Raw genomic sequence first — 19,015 nt, 5'->3', positions numbered from 1 at the left:
TTCATTAAGGGGTGAATGATATGGACTTAACATTACAATCTGGGGATGGTATGTTAAATATTAGAGTTGGTGCTATCATTAAATCGAATAATCACTATTACTTTCACTATGATAAAAAAAGGAATTACTATGCCTTAATTGGTGGGCGCGTTAAATATTTCGAAAGCTCAGATTCGGCAATTAAGCGAGAAATTAATGAAGAGTTAGGCATTGAATGTAATGAGGTACAATTCGTTACTACAATACAAAATTTCTTTGAATACCAAAATACGTCTATTCATGAAATTTTATTTATGTACAAACTTGATTTAGACGAACATATTAAAAATATTCCTAATAATCATAATCAAAATAATATCGATTATGTATACGTTAATTTAACGGATATTCCAGAGTTAGACATTAGACCTGAAAAAGCAAAAGAAATCATACTAAAACAAATTGACATACAACCATTATTTATCGATAGAAATTCTACTAAATAATAGTAATTTTCGTTTAGAGTACATTTTCATGTACTCTTTTTTAATTATTTATATTCTTTATAATCAATTGTGGTTATATTTTCTCACTCAGCTAAATTTTACTATTCTTATTCATTATCATAAATATTAAGTAAAACTTTAAAAATACAGCATTTTTATTGTAAAATGTTTATTTTATTCACCTATAGGGTAGTTAAAGTGAACAACATGTTCACAATTACTTATATTTTTTCTAATTATAATAATTCTTTTACTTGTCTCTTTGCTCAGTTTAAATTATAATAAGTATGAAATTAGAATTATTATAATTAAGGAAACATAGGAGGACAATTATGACTAACAATTCAAAACTTACAGGTCTTTTTGGTGCACCTGTATCAGATCGTGAAAATACTATGACTGCTGGTCGTCGTGGCCCTATCTCAATGCAAGACATTTATTTCTTAGAACAAATGGCGCATTTTGATAGAGAGGTTATTCCAGAACGCCGTATGCACGCTAAAGGTTCTGGTGCTTTTGGTACTTTTACAGTAACACATGATATTACACAATATACAAACGCGAAAATCTTCTCAGAAATCGGTAAACAAACAGAAATGTTTGCACGTTTTTCTACAGTTGCTGGTGAACGTGGTGCTGCAGAAGCAGAACGTGATATCCGTGGTTTCGCACTTAAATTCTACACAGAAGAAGGTAACTGGGACTTAGTTGGTAACAACACACCTGTATTCTTCTTCCGTGATCCTAAATTATTCGCAAGTTTAAACCACGTTGTTAAACGTGATCCAAAAACAAACATGCATAACCCACAATCAAACTGGGACTTCTGGACACTTTTACCTGAAGCATTACACCAAGTAACAATCTTGATGACTGACAGAGGTATTCCAAAAGGTTTCCGTAACATGCATGGTTTCGGTTCTCACACTTATTCAATGTACAACGATGAAGGCGAAAGAGTATGGGTTAAATTCCACTTCAGAACTCAACAAGGTATTGAAAACTACACTGCTGAAGAAGCGGAACAAGTTATTGCTAAAGACCGTGAATCAAGTCAAAGAGACTTATTCAACGCAATCGAAGAAGGCAATTTCCCTAAATGGAAAATGTACATTCAAGTTATGACTGAAGAACAAGCTAGAAATCATAAAGACAATCCATTCGATTTAACTAAAGTATGGTTCAAAGACGAATACCCACTTATTCCAGTTGGTGAATTCGAATTAAACCGTAACCCAGAGAACTATTTCCAAGATGTAGAACAAGCTGCATTCGCACCTACTAACATCGTTCCTGGTATTGATTTCTCACCAGATAAAATGTTACAAGGTCGCTTATTCTCATATGGAGATGCTCAACGTTACCGTTTAGGCGTTAACCATTGGCAAATCCCTGTTAACTCCCCTAAAGCTGCGGAAAACGTATGCCCATTCTCTAGAGATGGTCAAATGAGAGTTGATGGTAACTTTGGTAGCGAAATTAACTATTATCCAAATAGTTATAGCAAACACGAATCACAACCTGAATATAAAAAACCAGGTCTTGAAGTAGAAGGACAATTATACGAACACGATTTCCGTGAAGATGACGATAACTACTACGAGCAACCAGGTAAATTATTCCGTCTACAATCACCAGAACAACAACAACGTATCTTCCAAAACACTGCAAATGAAATGCAAGGTACTACTGACGAAGTTAAACACCGTCACATCCGTAACTGCTACAAAGCAGATCCAGATTACGGTAAAGGTGTAGCTGAAGCATTAGGCATTGACATTAACTCAGTTGATTTAGAAGGATAATATAAAGATAAAACACGCCATGTATAATGGCGTGTTTTTTTATACATATAAATAGATGAAGTAGCAAAGTGTGAATAGTTGTGGACCTTCTCTTGTGATACTCAGAGTGTCTAACAACTTTAAAATTCGATTTTCTAGCCTTTTATACTTATAGTTTTATAATAATAAATACAAATTTTAATAGACAGAGAAAAATAGGGAGCGTTACAGAATCTCATTTCACTAAAAGATTTCTGTTCCGCTCCCCTCTCTTTTTTAATTAACTGCTTTTTGTGTCTTAATCATATGTAGGAAGTAATAGCTTACTAATCCTACTAAGGCTACAATAGCCATTGCGAAGTATAGTCCTGAATATCCTATTGAGTTTGTAAAGTTACCTAATACATATGGTCCAAAGCCCAATCCGAAGTCTAGACCTATAAAGTATGTTGAAGTTGCTAATCCCATTTTTTCTATTGGAGATACTTTGATAACCAACGCTTGGAAGATTGATTGTAAATTCCCAAAGCCTAATCCTACAAATGCGCCTGCTATTAATAATACTAATCCACTGTTTGCTATACTGATGAGGAATAGTCCTAATACTAAACAAATAAATGCTGGGATGGTTACAATATTCTCCCCTCTTTGATCCATAATTCTACCTGTAAATGGTCGTGTTAGTAGAATTGCAATAGCGTATACAACGAAGAAGAAACTTGCTGCATCTACTAGATTATTTTCTTGTGCGAAGAATTGAATAAATGAAAGTACTGAAGAATATGCAATACTCACAATAACAACAACAATTGCTATCGGTAATGCATGAACTGAGAAGAAGTCCGTTAGTTTAAATCCTTTTTTAGTTTCATTTTGTACTGCTACCGGTGTTTCTATCTTCATAAATATTGACATTACAAATGCGATAACAATTAAAGTTGTACAAATTATAAATAATCCTTCCATTGGTATGTGTTGATATAAGATCAGCCCTATAAACGGCCCTATAGCCGTCCCTAGTACCATACTTAAGCTGTACATACTTATACCTTCACTACGTCTATCCGCAGGTGTTATATAAGCTGCTATTGTCCCTGTTGCAGTACTTGCAATACCACTGGCAGCTCCGTTAATAATACGTACAATTAATAGTAATGCGAATGACGATGCAGAAACTAAATATAATCCATTAGTAATAACTAATAATAAACCTCCGATTACTAATACTTTTTTCGTTCCCAATATGTTGATATATTTACCAGTTATAAATCTACCAACTAAAGAACCCACAATAAATAGTCCTGATGCTAGTCCTGCTAAGCTATCAGAAACGTGAAAAGTTTCTTTACTATATCCACCTACTGTAACTAATAATAAATACATAGATAAAAAGATAAAGAAACTAATAACAAAGTTAAATATAAAATCTTTCGTCCATATAGGATGTTTAATTTGATTACTCACTACTCCGTTGCCTCCTCAATTAAATAATTTCGAAATTGGTTTAACAATTCCTCTGCTTTTAATAACTCTTGTTCATCTGCACCTATTGCTTCAAAACATTTATTCTGAAATTCTAAGACTTGTTCATAAATTTCTTTATGCATTGCTTCGCCTTTTTCAGTTAATGTTAAAAACTTTTCTCGTTTATCTTCTTTACTGTTAATGGCTTGAACAAGGTTAAAATCAATAAGCTTTTTGATTATTTTACGAGCTGTAGGCTTTTCTATAAAAGAACGCTTGGACACTTGTACGAGTGTTGTAGGTTGATTCCCTGCAATATCACGTAAGACTCTATACTGAGCTGCATATAAATCATATGGCTCTAAAATCACATTAATGTGATGTATATATGGCCTATAAACGTTTATGTAACTATTAAAAAAATTATTCATTCTTTTATACCGCCTTTTCTCATAAAAATAAAGTTAGCTTTGCTAACTAATACTACGCTATTCTACTCCTCTCAAATATTTATGTCAACATGCTTTTCTAATTACAACATTACATAAGCAATTTTTACTATAATGGAATTAAATGATTAATAGGAGGAGAAAAGATGCTAGAACATTTATTTAATAAGTTAAATGATAAAGAAGAAGAAATGATAGCCATCAGAAGATATTTACATGAGAACCCTGAATTATCTTTTGAAGAAGAACAAACAGCTAAATATATTGCTGACTTTTATCAAGATAAAGATGCTATTGTAGAGACAAATATAGGCGGAGAAAATATACATGGCATTAAAGTAACGATTGATTCTGGTAATCCTGGCAAGACACTTGCGTTAAGAGCGGATTTCGATGCCCTGCCTATTAAAGAAGATACAGGTTTAGAATTCTCATCTAAAAATGAAGGTATCATGCATGCTTGTGGTCATGATGCGCATACAGCGTATTTAATGATTCTTGCAGAATGTTTAATAGAAATGAAAGATAAATTGAACGGAAGAATTGTTATCATACATCAACCAGCTGAAGAAAAACCTCCAGGTGGCGCACAATATTTAATTAAGGATGGCATATTGGATGGCGTAGATAATGTTATAGGTGTACACGTTATGAGTACTATGCCTGCTAACAACGTTTATTACCGAGAAGGAAATGTTCAATCTGGACGCAACTTTTTCAAATTGAAAATCACTGGTAAAGGTGGACATGGTTCTTCTCCACATTTAGCTAACGATCCAATTGTCGCTGCTAGTAGTTTCGTTATGTCAATACAAACAATAGTATCAAGAAGGTTGAATCCATTTGATATGGGCGTTATTTCAATAGGATCATTTGATGGAAAAGGACAATTTAATATCATTAAAAATGAGGTTGAACTAGAAGGTGATGTTAGAGGAATGAATGGTGATGCCCTTGAATTAATGGAAAATGAAATTAAAAGAATAGCCCATGGATTAGAGGCAATGTATGGCGTTGACTGTGACTTACAATATACAAATGATTATCCAGTATTATATAACGATCCAAGTTTAACAAAACAAGTTGTACAATCTATTGAATCAGCAAATATTCCCGAAGTTAATGAAGTTATAAGATGTGAACCACAGCCACCTTCAGAAGACTTTGCATACTATGCTGAAGAGTTACCGTCTACATTTTTCTATGTCGGAGCAAGTCCAAAAGATAAAGAAACATATGCCCACCATCACCCAAAATTTGATATTGATGAAAGTGCAATGCTTATTGCAGCTAAAACAGTTGCTTCTGCTACCGTAGATTATTTAGGTAAAAAATAATTTAGTTATGATAAAACTAGCAATAAAGCAACCTGGGATATAATTGTCATGGTAAATCTTATAAAGGCGTCTGTAGTTGGATTATTGTCCTCGTAAATCCAATAAAGGTGTATGTACTTGGATTATTGTTCTAGTTAATCCAATAAAGAGTGGTCTATTTGGATTATTGTCCTAGTTAATCCAATAAGAAGGTGTCTACTTGGATTATTGTCTTAGTTAATCCAATAAAAAGTGCTCTACTTGGATTATTGTTCTAGTTAATCCAATAAGAGGGTCTGTATTTGGATTATTGTCTTAGTTAATCCAATAAAGAGTGGTCTATTTGGATTATTGTCATACTTAATCCAATAAAGAGTGGTCTATTTGGATTATTGTCCTAGTTAATCCAATAAAGGTGTATGTACTTGGATTATTGTTCTAGTTAATCCAATAAGAGGGTCTGTATTTGGATTATTGTCTTAGTAAATCCAATAAGAAGGTGTCTACTTGGATTATTGTCTTAGTAAATCCAATAAAGGAGCGTCTACTTGGATTATTGTCATACTTAATCCAATAAAAGTGTATGTACTTGGATTATTGTTCTAGTTAATCCAATAAGAGGGTCTGTACTTGGATTATTGTCTTAATAAATCCAATAAGAAGGTGTCTACTTGGATTATTGTCTTAGTAAATCCAACAATAATATCAACTCATGCTTTTTTGATTAATAACATCCAAAAAAGAGCTAAGGATTTATGCCCTAGCTCTTTTTATTTACACACTCTTATCTTTTCTTTTAGGATACCCAACGATTATGGATACTATGCCACAAACGACGAGTAAATAAGGATAAAATGAATATGGTATCAATGAGACACTTGAAATGCCTGCAACACTTGTTGCTGCTAACACTTGGCCTCCGTAAGGTATGATACCTTGCACACTACTTGCGAATATATCTAGTATGCTGGCAGACTTCCGGGCGTCAATTTCATAATCTTCCGAGATTTCTTTTGCTAAAGGTCCAGCAGTTATAATAGCAATTGTATTATTAGCTGTAGCGAAGTTTGTTGTAGTTACTAAACTTGCTATACCAAACTCTGCTCCCTTTTTAGTTTTAACTCGACTTGTTACAGTATTGAGCAACCATTGAATGCCGCCTTGATATTGAATCATTCCGATAATACCTCCGATGAATAGAGCTATCATCGCTATATCTTGCATACCTATTAAACCGTCAGATATGGCTTTTAAGTTTTCATTAATTGTAAAGGATCCTGTGGTCAATCCGATAAAGCTTGCAATTACAACACCTAACACTAACACCATTAAAACATTCATACCACATAAAGCGGCGATTAATACAAATAAATAAGGTATCACTTTAACTAAAGAATAGCCACCTTGACTTGTTTCTGCTATACCTAAATCTTTAGTTAGAAACCAAAGAATAACAACTGTCATAATCGCTCCGGGTAAGACAATGAAAAAGTTCACTTTAAATTTGTCACCCATTTTAGTTTTTTGAGTTCTAACAGCTGCAATAGTTGTATCAGATATCATCGATAAGTTATCTCCAAACATTGCGCCACCTACAACTGTTGCTATCGATAAGGCAATTGAGATATCTGTTGACTCAGAAATACCAACACCTACAGGGGCCAATGCCGCTACTGTCCCCATGGATGTACCCATCGCAACTGAGATAAATGCACCTACGATGAATAAACCAGCTAGTAAAAATTGAGGTGGAATTAATGATAAGCCAAGGTTTACAGTCGAACTTACCGCTCCCATTGCTTCAGCCGTTTCACTAAACGCTCCAGCAAATAAAAATACAAATACCATTAATAAAATATTAGGGTGGCCGGCCCCTTTTGTAAATATGTCTATTTTTTTCGTTAAATTAGTTTTTGGATAAATAATAAATGCAAAAACAGTTGAAATCAATAAAGCAACATTTATTGGTAGAAAATTAAAATCACTTGTAATAATACCTGTACCTATAAACAAAGCAACAAATACTATTAAAGGTGATAGTGCCCAAAACGATGATTTTTTATTTATTTGTTCCATTGGAATCTCCTTATTGTTAACTTTAATACTTCAAAAGATTACATGACATCATACTATACGTCAAATTATTTTTTTGATGATTAGATTATTTATTTTAGGCAATATCATATATAATAGTGGTTAAATAATATTGAAGGAGTTATACGATGATTATAAGCAATACTGTGAATAGCTTTATACACAACCATCAATTAACAAAATCATCATTTGAATTATACTATACGAGATATTTTAATGAATTCTCAAATGCTGGTAAATATGTTGATAATCTTGTATCAGCTCTTCCTTATACTATTCCAAAAATCGAAAATGACATTCGAAATATATCACATGTAAACGATCAGCTCGTACACATTATATTTGATATTCGTTTGCTGTTTTTAAAACAATATAAAGTTTATTTGCAACCTAATATCTACTTTTTAATTGGTGACTATCAAGATTTTGGCACCATCCCTACAAAATCTTCAACAACATTATTTTTATTTATAGAAAAGTTATCCGAACGCGTTGATGATTTATATGCAATGGTCGCCTATTACTTCACTAAATTATACATACACCAAACAGAGTATATTCAACACTTCTTCAATGAACAAACTCAAATTAAATACCCTAATATGCTTTTAGAAGAAATAGCAACTTTAGGCATCATGCGGCAATTAGATATTAATTATCCTTTTATGTCAGATTCAAATTATAATAAAATACAAAAATTAGAACAAGAACTACATTATATATAACTTCAAAAGGAATGGAAGTGAGACAGATATATACGTCTCAACCTCCACTCCTTTATTTTTTATTCATCATGTGTATTTTTCAAAGACTTCATCAAGTCTCTTATAAGAATAGTTACACTATGTTTTTTTGATAAATTACTTATATATAAAGCTACTTCTAATTGTTTAATATCTGTGTCATCAATAATTTTCATTTCTTTTTTCGATTGAACGATATTATAAACTAGTTCACTAAACAGCATATATCTATTAGAATTAATCGTAATATCCAATGCTGATTGAGCATATGCTAAGCATCTATCGTATAATGCTTCACTAAAATAAATATTCGATAAAGTATAATATAGTTTTATTTTATAGTTGTCCTCTACGTTAAAACGTTTAGCTATTTGCAAACCTTCTTCTAATGAAGATTTAGCCAACTGATTATTACTTTCTCTATAATAGAAAATTGCTCTCGTATTACAAATTGAAACTTGTAATTTAGTAAACATATTTGAATCAATTAACTTATACGCTTCTTCTATTAATAAGATTGCTTGATTTATATCTTCATATTTATAAAAAGCTATGATAGATCTCACCCATTTAGATGCTGCGATTTCGTCAGTGGAACTATTTGATAAATAGTTACCATCAATAATAGGTGTTAAAGCATCGTAATCTCTATCTTCAAGTAACCTTTCAATTACTTTTAACTTTTGTTCAAGTTGTGTATCTAGTTCTTCCCCAACATATAAATAGTCCATACTGCAATTTAATTTTCTAGAAATATTAAATAGTAATTGCGATCCCGGTTGCAATTCGTTTTTTTCTATTTTAGAAATCTGACTTTGTGTTGCAATACCTTTTGCTAGTGATTGTTGAGATAACTTTAAATCTCTCCTACGTTGTTTAACACGCTCTCCTAATTTCATCTATAACGCTCCCCGACATTCTATTGTCTTTATTTCATACATCTTTATGTTTAAACTTATTACACTTAATAAATCTTACATCTTTTATATATAAAAAGACTAACTATGTCTCTTCATTCTAATCTCGCTAGAAAGAAAATACAATTAATTTAGCTATTACAAATTTGCGACAATATCGGTGATACTTTGCTTTAATGATTCAAGTAATTTAAAATATGTAACAATATACAATTTCATAGGGGGCAGAACTCATGTTCACAATCATAAAAAATGGTGATATTTATTCACCAAAATATATTGGCCAAAATTCAATTCTTATTCAAGGTCAAACCATCCTCAAAATCGGTGATATAGATATAGAAAAATTTAAAGATATCGACCCAAACTTGAATATAATTGATGCAGAAGACAATATTCTTATACCCGGTATAATAGACCCACACATTCATTTATTAGGCGGTGGAGGCGAAGCAGGTTATATGACGCGGACGCCAGAGGTGAATTTATCTGAACTTATAGAGTGCGGTATTACATCAGTAATAGGATTAATAGGTACAGATGGTATTTCTCGTACACTTTCAAGTTTATATGCAAAAGCCAAAGCTCTTGAAGCAGAAGGAATTTCAACATATATGTATACAGGTAACTATCACTTACCCGTTACTACTATTACTGATTCTATAAAAGAAGACTTAATGTTAATAGACAAAGTAATTGGTACTGGAGAAATCGCTATTAATGACTTTAGATCTTCTATACCTAGCACAAATGAACTGGCTAAAATTATTGCAGAAACTACTGTTGGAGGAATGTTGAGTGGTAAAGCAGGAGTTACTCACTTTCATTTAGGTACTGGAAAACATAACTTAAATCAAATTCATAATTTACTAGCAAACTATGATGTCAAAGCGAATAAAATATACATTACGCATTTCGACAAAAGTTTAGATTTACTTAAAGAAGGCATCACTTTAAGTAATCAAGGTGTTTATATAGATTTAACAGCTGATACAAATACTGTAGACTGTGTAGATTATTACCTTCAAAATAATGGCGATATCGCTCAACTCACTATTTCATCTGACGGTCACGGTAGTTTGCCTAAATTTGACCACAATAATCAACTTGTTGGGTATGATGTTGCTAAATGTTATACATTAACAGAACAACTCTTTAATTTACTCAAACATTATCATCAAGATAAATGGGATGATATTATAGCACTGTTCACTTCTAACGTAGCTAATGCATTAACATTACATCATAAAGGACATATTCATGAAAACTATGACGCCGATATTTTAATCATTGATAAGAATAGCAATAAGATTAAAAATGTCCTAGCAAAAGGAAAAGAAATGTTATCTGATTACAAAGTAATACGTAAAGGTATGTATGAATAATTAAGGGCCCGGGACAATTATGTATGTTCCGGACCCTTAATTTCTATATATCAATATTATTTAATATTTTCCTTGCATTTTCTTTAAGTTCATTTACTTTTTCGACGCCTTTTGTTCGTTCAATATAATCGTAACCTTCTTGTAAATGGAATGTTCTATTCGAAGTATTATGTGCATCACTTCCGATTATATGAATAGCATCTTTGTCTAATAAGAAATCCGCAGATTTTTTAGCATCTTCTCCATATCTATTAACTAATGATCCTGCTGTAACTTGGCATAGCGCACCTCGTTCAATTAAATCAAATAATATTTTCGGGTTATCTTGTATAGGAATTATTCGTTCTGGATGAGCTAATATAGGTCTATAGCCAGCATTAAATAATTTATCAAATGTTTCATCTGCAAATTCTGGAATACTAAAGAACGGAAATTCAATTAATACATAGCGTGAACCTTCAGTTATAGGTAATAATTCACCGGACTGTAAGCCTTCCAGCTCTTTACCAAACATATGAATTTCCTGACTCGGATGAACTTTTAAATTTATGCCATTTTCATCTAGCAATGCCTGTACTTCTTTTGTTCGGTTTTTAACTATATTAGCATCATTTTTAAATCTGTGTTCTATATAGTGTGGTGTAGCTACTAAATCAGTTATCCCTAACCCTTCTGCAACTCTAGCTAATTCAAGCATACTGTCAGCGTCAATTGGTCCATCATCAACATCATAAAGCAAATGATTGTGTATATCTATCATATGTACAGCTCCTTTTTATGAATCAACTTTTTCTACAAATTATCCTTATTACCTTTATTGTAACAAATTTTCACTCAATCAATATATCAAAATGATTTGTGTTCATGTATAAGCAAAGAATTTGAAAAGTCCAACCACTTTAATCATGATTAATATATAAACATTTAGGAGTGAATTATTAATGGAATTACAAGATGTCATTAACAAACGTCGTTCAGTAAAACAATACGAACCTTACGAAATGGATCGTGAAACGATAACAAAATTATTAAACAAAGCTTCTTTATCACCTTCTGCTTGGAATTTACAACAGTGGAAAGTGATTGTAGCACATTCTGATGAAGCTAAAGAAAAACTATACGAAGCAGCGAACAAACAAATTAAAATTAAAGAATCCAGCGCTACTTTCATCGTGCTAGGTGATTTAAATGCCCATAATACAATTGGTGATATTGCCGATGACTGGATAAAGCATAATCATATACCTGCTGAAAAACGCGAAGGGTTAATCCAAAGTGTTAATACTTTCTTTGAAGATGAAACAAATAAGAGAGATGAAGCGGTGCGTGGTGCTTCACTATTTGCTATGAATTTAATGTTAATCAGTGAGGACGAAGGCTATGCTACTTGCCCAATGATTGGTTTTGACAAACAAGCTGTTGTCGATTCTTTTAATATTGATGATAATTTAGTACCAGCAATGTTAATTACAATTGGTAAAGGCGAAATGTCCAATGATAGAGCATCTCGTCATGATGCATCATCATTTGCTAAATTTGAATAAAGACAATACATAATGTCTAAACTTTGTAATAATATTATAATATTTCACCTCAAATTTATATTATAATAAAAGTAACAAAGTGAGGTGTTTAAATTGAACAAACGTTATCAAAAAGTTCTATTACTTTACTTAATTTCAACGTTAGTACCATATACTTTGCTTAACAAAAATAAAGATATTCAATTAACGAAATCATGGTTACCTAGTTCATTAATTGGATATGGTATATTTGCATATGGATTGAAGGTACTAACTCAATTAAAAAAAGCATCTAAATAAGATGCTTTACTACATGTGAGTATAGAGTACAAATCTTTCACTCAAAATAATTCTCCTAATTCGTTTTTTATGAACGAATTAGGAGAATTTATTTTGGTTTTTGTAAAGTGCATACTTGCTTAAAACAATTCTTATGTCTTAGGCTTATTATTTTCTTTATACATATTATCTGTTATTGCATATATTACATCATCAACTATTTTATCTTTATGAATACGATTTTTAGGCATTACGCCTACTTTTTTCATGCCAAGTCTTTTCATAACTTGTCCTGATTTGGGGTTTAATGTACTATGCACACCTTTAACTTGATTTAATCCCATTTCTTCAAATGATAATTTCAACAATTGATTAGCTGCTTCTGTTACATAACCATTTCCGCTATACTTTAGGTTAATCACATAACCAATTTCTGCTCTCTTATGATCTACTTCCAATCGTAAATCAATTGTACCTATAAATTTATCGTTTTCTTTTAATATAATACCGTATTTTCCTAACGGGGATTGTAAATAATACTTTGTAATGACTTCTCTTGTTTCATCTTTAGACAAATGTGTTGGAAAGACATGCGTTGTATTTTCAATATTAGAAGCATATTCAAATAATGACTGCGTATCTTCTAAAGACACAGGTCTCAATATAAGTCTTTCTGTTTCCATTGTTTGATATTCCGCTAATTTCACTAGTAAGTCCATATTATTTAATCCCCCTTTTAACCTTTATTTATATTCGCTTTGTGCAAGTGCTAAACAACCTATTACGCCTTGGTCATCATTTAAACTAGGTTTCACAATATAAGTTTCAACTGGTGGTAAATTTAAATAACCATTATTCAATATTTCAAATTGCTTATGAATTTTATCTAATAAATGATCTTGATGCATGACACCACCACCAAAAATAATCTTTTCAGGTGATAACATTAGCGTTGTATTATAAGCCGCTTGAGCTATATAGTAAGCTACCATATCCCAAGTCTTATCTTGTTCTTCAATATCTTTAGCTTTAATACCTGCACGTTTTTCTATAGCTGGTCCAGACGCCAATCCTTCTAAACAAGTATGATGGAATGGACAATTACCTTCAAAATCATCATCTTCATGCTGTTTTATAGACATATGACCCATTTCAGGATGACTTAGTCCTTGAATGTAACGACCATTCATCATAGCTCCACCGCCTACACCTGTCCCGATAGTGTAATAAACTGCTGAATCAACGTTTTTTGCAATTCCTTTTTGATATTCGCCGTATAAAGATGCATTAACATCTGTAGTAAATGCTATAGGTACGTCAAAATATTTTTTTACTGAACCGATAAAATCAAAATCTTTCCAAGCTGTCTTCGGAGTAGATGTAATATATCCATATGTTTTTGACTCTTTATTTATATCGATAGGTCCAAATGAACCTATTCCAATACTTTTCAATTCATAATTTTTGAAAAAATTAATAACTTCAGTCATTGTTTCTTCAGGATATGTAGTTGGTATAGAAACACGCTCAATAACATTTAATGCTTCATCACCTATTGCACATACAAATTTTGTTCCTCCCGCTTCAATTGCTCCATAATATTGCATGATTGACACTCGCTTTCTCATTATCTAATATTTTTGTAATTTTAAAACCATTTTTTCTTTTTAAATACAACTAGCATGATTGCTGCTATTGCTACCATAATGAATAATACAATGTAATAACCGTTGTGCCAATTTAATTCAGGCATATTTTCAAAGTTCATCCCATAAATACCGGCTATAAGTGTTAATGGCATGAATACGACAGAATAAATCGTTAAAATTTTCATAATGTTATTCATTTTAAATGAATTCAATGAAATATAATTATCCCTTATATCACTTGTCATTTCCCGTGAAGCATCAACCATTTCCATCTGTTTAATAAGATGATCATTAATATGCATGATATATAACAATTGTTGTTCATTCAAATTTAATACTTTTCCTTCACGCATCCGATAAACTAAATCTTTCATTGGTTGAACAGTTCTCTTAATTAATAACAACTCTTGTCTTAAATTAAACGTATCATCAATCAAAGTCTTTGTAGAACTATCTACATTATGCCGATCTTCAAAGTTAAAGACTTTATCTTCAATATCGTATATAAACGGAAAGAAATTATCTGTTATATCATCTAAAATATTTAATAATATATCTTTTGGTTCTTCATATTGTACCGTACGATTAAAAAGTTTTCTTTTAATTGTATCAATTTCCTCAAATCGTTCTTTATGGAAAGTAACAATGTAATCTTCGCCTATGAATATATCGATTTCTTCTGATTCTAGCGTTTTTAAATCTAAAGCATGAAATACTAAAAATTGATAACCATCATACTGTTTGAATTTTGGTCTCTGTTGTACCAATGTTGCATCTTCAATAGATAATGGGTGAAAATCAAAATATTGTGCGAGTACATTTGTTTCTTCTTCAGTTGACTCGTTCATATCAACCCATATCCATTTATACTTTTCTTGAACTTCACTAGGAAAGGTAGTTTCTTTTATCTCATCATTTAAATTTATGTAATAAGTTTTAATCATATTTTCACCGCTTAGAATTGATTTAAATTCATTATATATTATTTTAAAGTTTAGAACATAAATTGATTGTTCAAAATAATTCTCCTAATTCGTTGGAGTTTTAATTAACAGATTAGGAGAATTTATGTATGTATACGATTTTGAAAGTACAAGCTTCAACGTCAGCACTTTGCAAAATCGTTACCGTTTATATTTGATACTATTATAACTTCAGAACAATTAGTCTTGCTCCTTTTATACTTAATTAAGAAAATACGATAGTCTTGTTTCCATTAACAATCACTTTATGTTCACAATGCCATTGTACCGCTCTAGCTAGTACTTCTGATTCTACATGACGACCTGTATTTTTCATATCTTGTGCTGTATAGCGATGGTTCACTCTTACAACATCTTGCTCGATAATCGGACCAGCATCTAAGTCTTCTGTTACATAATGGCTTGTAGCACCTATTAGTTTAACCCCTCTTGTATACGCTTGTTTATATGGATTAGCTCCGATAAATGAAGGTAAAAATGAATGGTGTATATTGATTATTTTCAAGTGGTGTCTATCAACAAATTCAGGAGATAATATTTGCATATATTTAGCTAATACTAATAAATCAACGCCATATCCTTCACAAATTTCTGTTATTTTCTCTTCACTTTGTCGCTTTGTTTCTTTTGTAACTTCTACATGATGAAATGGAATACCCATGTCTTCTACAAATTTTCTATTATTTTCATGGTTGCTTATAACGCAACTAATTTCGATAGGAAATTCTTGTCTATTTGCTCGTAACATAATCTCACTTAAAGCGTGATCTTCTTTAGAAACGAGTAGCGCAGTTTTCACTTTCGTGTTAGCGTCATAAATTTTGAAATGTATATTTCTGCTATTTAGTTCTTTTTCTAATAGTCCTTTAACTTCATCATTTTGATCGAAGACTATTCTTAAATATAAATGATTTTCATTTTCTTGAACATCTGTATAGTGATCCAAATGAAATATATTAGAGTTTGTATTTTTAATAGTTGTAGAGATTAAAGATGTGATCCCTATTTCATCTTTACAATCTGCAAGTAAAATATAATGATTATTCATGTTTCTCATCCTTTTATAAATTGTGTAAAAATTCTTACGATAATAGCTATTATAAAATTTTATATGAGATAACACAATCAAACTTGCCTACTTATTCCAATGTAAGCGAATTCAGTTAATAATTATTATTTAAATACATAAATTGATCCAATTGCAATTCTTCCAATGTATCTCTTATTAATTTTTTTCTTTGGAAATAATTTAATCCATATTTTTCAACTGGAACAACTTTACCTTCGTAAACATACTTACCATTAAATAAAGTGCGATTTTTTGTCACTTTAATAGTTGAGAGCGCCCCTTCTTCTGGCGAAATAAAAAATGAATCAAATACTTTGTAGATGAAGTCACCAATTTTTTTATTGTATTTGGTTTTGCCTAAATTAGTAGACACAGCTCCCGGATGTACAGCCGATACATTTAATCCATGTTTACTATAACGTTCATCCAATTCCTGCATAAAGTAAAGTACTGCTAACTTAGATTTACTATATGATTTGACTGGGTTAAATTTTAGTGGGTAAGCAAAATTATGATTCCCCATAGCTGTATATTTGTATGCACCTGATGATACAACAATAATTTGTTTATCTTCACTTTCCATTATTTTTTCGAATAAAGTATGTGTTAATAAAAAATGACCTAAATAATTTGTTCCAAACATGAGCTCATAACCATCTACAGTTTTTTGCCTTGTTAAAGAAACGACACCCGCATTATTAATCAGGCAATCTACATGTGTATAACGATTTAAAATATTAGTTGCTGCTTGCATTACACTCGCTAGATCAGATAAATCACATTTGATGATATCAACACGCTTATAAGGGTGTCGTGCCTGTATGAGCTGCTTAACTGATTCTCCTTTATCAACGTTTCTACAAAGTAATATTAAAATATCATATTCTGACGCTAATTCAATTACAGTGCTTTTGCCTATACCAGACGTAGGCCCGGTAATAGCTAGAATTCTATTCGACATTATAATTACTCCTTTTATTTATTAAGTTATATTTACCCGAAAAAATGTATAATTAACATAAATGAGAATGAAAAATCGCTCTTTCTATTCATAAGATTTTTTATCGCTTTGTCATGTCTACTGCCAACATAACTAATCAGGCTGAGTCATTTATTTATGTCCCAGCCTGATTAGTTTCTAAAATTACTTTTTTATATAATTTTCATGAACATAAATTAATTCTTTCGCCATCTCTTTTATAATTTCAGTTGAAATAAGTTGATCTTCTGCGTGTACCAATAACAGATTAAGTTTAATCTCTTCTCCTGCAGATTCGGATTGGATGAGGTCTTTATGAACTTTATGTCCTTCAGTTAAATATTTATTGCCTTCTTCAACTAAATCATAAGAATCATTAAAATTATTTGATTTTGCTTCTTGAATCGCTTGCATATAGGTACTTTTAGCCATGCCTACATTCGTTATAATCTGAAAAGCTATCTGTTCGTACTTTTCCATTTAATCACCTTATTCCATTAGACTTTCTGCTTGTTTAAGTACCCCTTCTCCATCCATCATGCCATATTGTTGCATGCCTATAACGTCGATTGGAACTTTTCCGTCAGCTATTTTTTCTACTTGAGCTTTTTGAAATCTCACTTGAGGTCCTAATAAAATGACATCAACTTCATCTATTTTCGATTCAGCTTCAGATAAAGCTAATGCTTCAATTTCATAATCTTTATTTTCTTTATTGGCAGTTTCTTGCATTTTTTTAACCAACATACTAGTAGACATACCCGCTGAACAAACTAATAATATTTTTTTCATTTTTATCTCTCCCATAATTTAAATTTAAAGAATGCCCAAGGTTTTAAGTAATCTAATAGTTGCAAGTCATGATTTTCTATTTTTCCTACAACATTCACTTTTCCTGTGTTGAGCATCGGTTTTAAAGCAATTTGTAATTCCCCTTTATATTGACCATATTCATCATTATCGATTAATACATCGCCTCTTTTTATAGCAACTGTATGATGAGGTGGAAATGATTCTTGTTTATATTTCACTCGACTTTGAGTAGATCGAATCAAATAGTCGCTTACATCACCTCTATAAAAATGTGGTTCTTCAAAAATAATTTTCTTTTCTAAATCTGTATAGCTTCCCACTAATTTAATATCAAAAGTTATCGGTTCATGGATTAAATCACTCAATTCCTTTAATTCTTTTTCAGATGGATAGCAATTACTGATAATAACATCATCTATTAAGCCGGTTGCCCATAAATATTTTGCTTGAGAAGTAATCGGCAAACCGCGATGTTGTTCTAATGTAGGAAGTCCTTCTGTAATAGGCCAAGGTCCAAAATCCGCTTCTTTACTAGATACAAATGCAGCTGTTCTCAAGCCGTAATGTTTAAATTTCTTACTGCCTTCTATAAAAAAGGCTTCAGATATACCTGCATAACGATGGGGATAAAAGTTATGACAACCTACGAGCCGATTTCGATTAGGTTCAAAGTCTAATACATTGTCTATATAATGATTCATTACGCTCATATTCAGCTCTATTTTGATTCCATATGGATTATAAGTCATATCACTCGTTTCTTTTGCTCCTACCCCTTCGTCGAGTCTGATACCATCTACACCCATTTCATAAAAGAATGATAAATCGTTAGTTTCAATATTTAATACTTTAAATGTTCTAGGTGCTACATCAACAAATATTTCAAAATTTAAAGACTTTGCGAATTGAATAATTTTTTTGATAGATGGAAGTATTTCGGATTTGTTTTCTTCAGTAATTTGTAATAAGTTCGTAAATATTCTAGAAAAACCGTACTCATGTGCTTTCTCTATATACTTTAAGTCATCAGCTTCCTTAGATTTCCCCGGATATAGAGATATCCCCAATTTTCTCATGATATAA

At 31.4% G+C, this 19,015-nt stretch carries 20 protein-coding genes; 7 read left to right on the top strand and 13 right to left on the bottom strand.

The features are described from left to right. Window positions 1-20: 20 nt before the first annotated feature. Together ACNMOQ_RS03000 and ACNMOQ_RS02995 are read left to right on the top strand one after the other, a co-directional pair. A complete protein-coding gene (locus ACNMOQ_RS03000) occupies window positions 21-485 on the top strand; it encodes an NUDIX hydrolase (protein ID WP_017000943.1) in 465 nt (154 codons plus the stop codon). 332 nt (window positions 486-817) lie between these two features. Next, window positions 818-2,290 carry a catalase gene (locus tag ACNMOQ_RS02995; protein ID WP_017000942.1) on the top strand — a complete coding sequence of 491 codons (1,473 nt, stop codon included), beginning with the start codon at window positions 818-820 and terminating at the stop codon, window positions 2,288-2,290. Between the two features lie 255 nt (window positions 2,291-2,545). Here ACNMOQ_RS02995 and ACNMOQ_RS02990 read toward each other — a convergent pair whose 3' ends face one another. Beyond that, window positions 2,546-3,733, bottom strand: coding sequence for an MFS transporter (locus ACNMOQ_RS02990; protein ID WP_064204618.1), 1,188 nt, complete (start codon window positions 3,731-3,733; stop codon window positions 2,546-2,548). Further along, window positions 3,733-4,164 carry a MarR family winged helix-turn-helix transcriptional regulator gene (locus ACNMOQ_RS02985; RefSeq protein ID WP_017001145.1) on the bottom strand — a complete coding sequence of 144 codons (432 nt, stop codon included), beginning with the start codon at window positions 4,162-4,164 and terminating at the stop codon, window positions 3,733-3,735. The genes ACNMOQ_RS02990 and ACNMOQ_RS02985 overlap by 1 nt, the downstream gene beginning before the upstream one ends. A gap of 164 nt (window positions 4,165-4,328) precedes the next feature. Between ACNMOQ_RS02985 and ACNMOQ_RS02980 the strand changes: the two genes are divergently transcribed. Continuing rightward, a complete protein-coding gene (locus tag ACNMOQ_RS02980) occupies window positions 4,329-5,519 on the top strand; it encodes a M20 family metallopeptidase (protein WP_416350230.1) in 1,191 nt (396 codons plus the stop codon). Window positions 5,520-6,272: 753 nt separating this feature from the next. Here ACNMOQ_RS02980 and ACNMOQ_RS02975 read toward each other — a convergent pair. After that, complete coding sequence (locus tag ACNMOQ_RS02975) at window positions 6,273-7,574, bottom strand: Na+/H+ antiporter NhaC family protein (protein ID WP_016998755.1); 1,302 nt, start codon at window positions 7,572-7,574, stop codon at window positions 6,273-6,275. A 146-nt stretch (window positions 7,575-7,720) separates the two neighbouring features. Between ACNMOQ_RS02975 and ACNMOQ_RS02970 the strand changes: the two genes are divergently transcribed. Continuing rightward, a complete protein-coding gene (locus tag ACNMOQ_RS02970) occupies window positions 7,721-8,317 on the top strand; it encodes a hypothetical protein (protein WP_016998757.1) in 597 nt (198 codons plus the stop codon). A gap of 59 nt (window positions 8,318-8,376) precedes the next feature. Here ACNMOQ_RS02970 and ACNMOQ_RS02965 read toward each other — a convergent pair whose 3' ends face one another. Continuing rightward, window positions 8,377-9,234, bottom strand: coding sequence for a helix-turn-helix domain-containing protein (locus ACNMOQ_RS02965; RefSeq protein ID WP_016998759.1), 858 nt, complete (start codon window positions 9,232-9,234; stop codon window positions 8,377-8,379). 251 nt (window positions 9,235-9,485) lie between these two features. Between ACNMOQ_RS02965 and iadA the strand changes: the two genes are divergently transcribed. Beyond that, window positions 9,486-10,637 carry a beta-aspartyl-peptidase gene (gene iadA, locus ACNMOQ_RS02960; protein ID WP_016998761.1) on the top strand — a complete coding sequence of 384 codons (1,152 nt, stop codon included), beginning with the start codon at window positions 9,486-9,488 and terminating at the stop codon, window positions 10,635-10,637. Window positions 10,638-10,680: 43 nt separating this feature from the next. Here the strand turns inward: iadA and ACNMOQ_RS02955 are convergent, their stop codons facing one another. Next, window positions 10,681-11,397, bottom strand: a complete 717-nt coding sequence (locus tag ACNMOQ_RS02955) for a tyrosine-protein phosphatase (protein ID WP_135021030.1) — start codon at window positions 11,395-11,397, stop codon at window positions 10,681-10,683. A 181-nt stretch (window positions 11,398-11,578) separates the two neighbouring features. Here ACNMOQ_RS02955 and ACNMOQ_RS02950 point away from each other — a divergent pair, with 181 nt between their 5' ends. Together ACNMOQ_RS02950 and ACNMOQ_RS02945 are read left to right on the top strand one after the other, a co-directional pair. Further along, window positions 11,579-12,181 (top strand): nitroreductase family protein, encoded by a 603-nt coding sequence (locus ACNMOQ_RS02950; protein ID WP_016998763.1) that lies wholly within the window; start codon window positions 11,579-11,581, stop codon window positions 12,179-12,181. Between the two features lie 93 nt (window positions 12,182-12,274). Further along, window positions 12,275-12,460, top strand: a complete 186-nt coding sequence (locus tag ACNMOQ_RS02945; RefSeq protein WP_016998764.1) for a hypothetical protein — start codon at window positions 12,275-12,277, stop codon at window positions 12,458-12,460. 131 nt (window positions 12,461-12,591) lie between these two features. Here the strand turns inward: ACNMOQ_RS02945 and ACNMOQ_RS02940 are convergent, their stop codons facing one another. From ACNMOQ_RS02940 to ACNMOQ_RS02905, 8 genes are all read right to left on the bottom strand, one after another. Beyond that, window positions 12,592-13,158, bottom strand: a complete 567-nt coding sequence (locus tag ACNMOQ_RS02940; RefSeq protein WP_016998765.1) for a GNAT family N-acetyltransferase — start codon at window positions 13,156-13,158, stop codon at window positions 12,592-12,594. A 24-nt stretch (window positions 13,159-13,182) separates the two neighbouring features. Further along, on the bottom strand, window positions 13,183-14,046 hold the full coding sequence (locus ACNMOQ_RS02935; RefSeq protein WP_016998766.1) for an ROK family protein: 864 nt from the start codon (window positions 14,044-14,046) through the stop codon (window positions 13,183-13,185). Between the two features lie 41 nt (window positions 14,047-14,087). Continuing rightward, window positions 14,088-15,032, bottom strand: coding sequence for a magnesium/cobalt transporter CorA (corA, locus tag ACNMOQ_RS02930; protein WP_016998767.1), 945 nt, complete (start codon window positions 15,030-15,032; stop codon window positions 14,088-14,090). Window positions 15,033-15,276: 244 nt separating this feature from the next. Next, on the bottom strand, window positions 15,277-16,119 hold the full coding sequence (purU, locus tag ACNMOQ_RS02925; RefSeq protein ID WP_135021026.1) for a formyltetrahydrofolate deformylase: 843 nt from the start codon (window positions 16,117-16,119) through the stop codon (window positions 15,277-15,279). Window positions 16,120-16,234: 115 nt separating this feature from the next. Next, the gene (locus ACNMOQ_RS02920) at window positions 16,235-17,101 is read right to left on the bottom strand and encodes an SDR family NAD(P)-dependent oxidoreductase (protein ID WP_416350229.1); all 867 of its coding nucleotides are present in this window, start codon (window positions 17,099-17,101) and stop codon (window positions 16,235-16,237) included. A gap of 183 nt (window positions 17,102-17,284) precedes the next feature. Next, on the bottom strand, window positions 17,285-17,599 hold the full coding sequence (locus ACNMOQ_RS02915; protein WP_016998770.1) for a PTS lactose/cellobiose transporter subunit IIA: 315 nt from the start codon (window positions 17,597-17,599) through the stop codon (window positions 17,285-17,287). A 9-nt stretch (window positions 17,600-17,608) separates the two neighbouring features. Continuing rightward, entirely contained in the window at window positions 17,609-17,911 is a 303-nt protein-coding gene (locus ACNMOQ_RS02910; RefSeq protein ID WP_416350228.1) for a PTS sugar transporter subunit IIB, read from the bottom strand. A 2-nt stretch (window positions 17,912-17,913) separates the two neighbouring features. Further along, the gene (locus ACNMOQ_RS02905; protein WP_064205073.1) at window positions 17,914-19,008 is read right to left on the bottom strand and encodes a DUF871 domain-containing protein; all 1,095 of its coding nucleotides are present in this window, start codon (window positions 19,006-19,008) and stop codon (window positions 17,914-17,916) included. Window positions 19,009-19,015 lie beyond the last annotated feature (7 nt).

The organism is Mammaliicoccus lentus, from assembly GCF_947036595.1.
GTDB lineage: Bacteria > Bacillota > Bacilli > Staphylococcales > Staphylococcaceae > Mammaliicoccus > Mammaliicoccus lentus.
The sequence above is the reverse complement of the archived record's forward strand: the minus strand, read 5'-3'. Positions and strand labels throughout refer to the sequence as shown.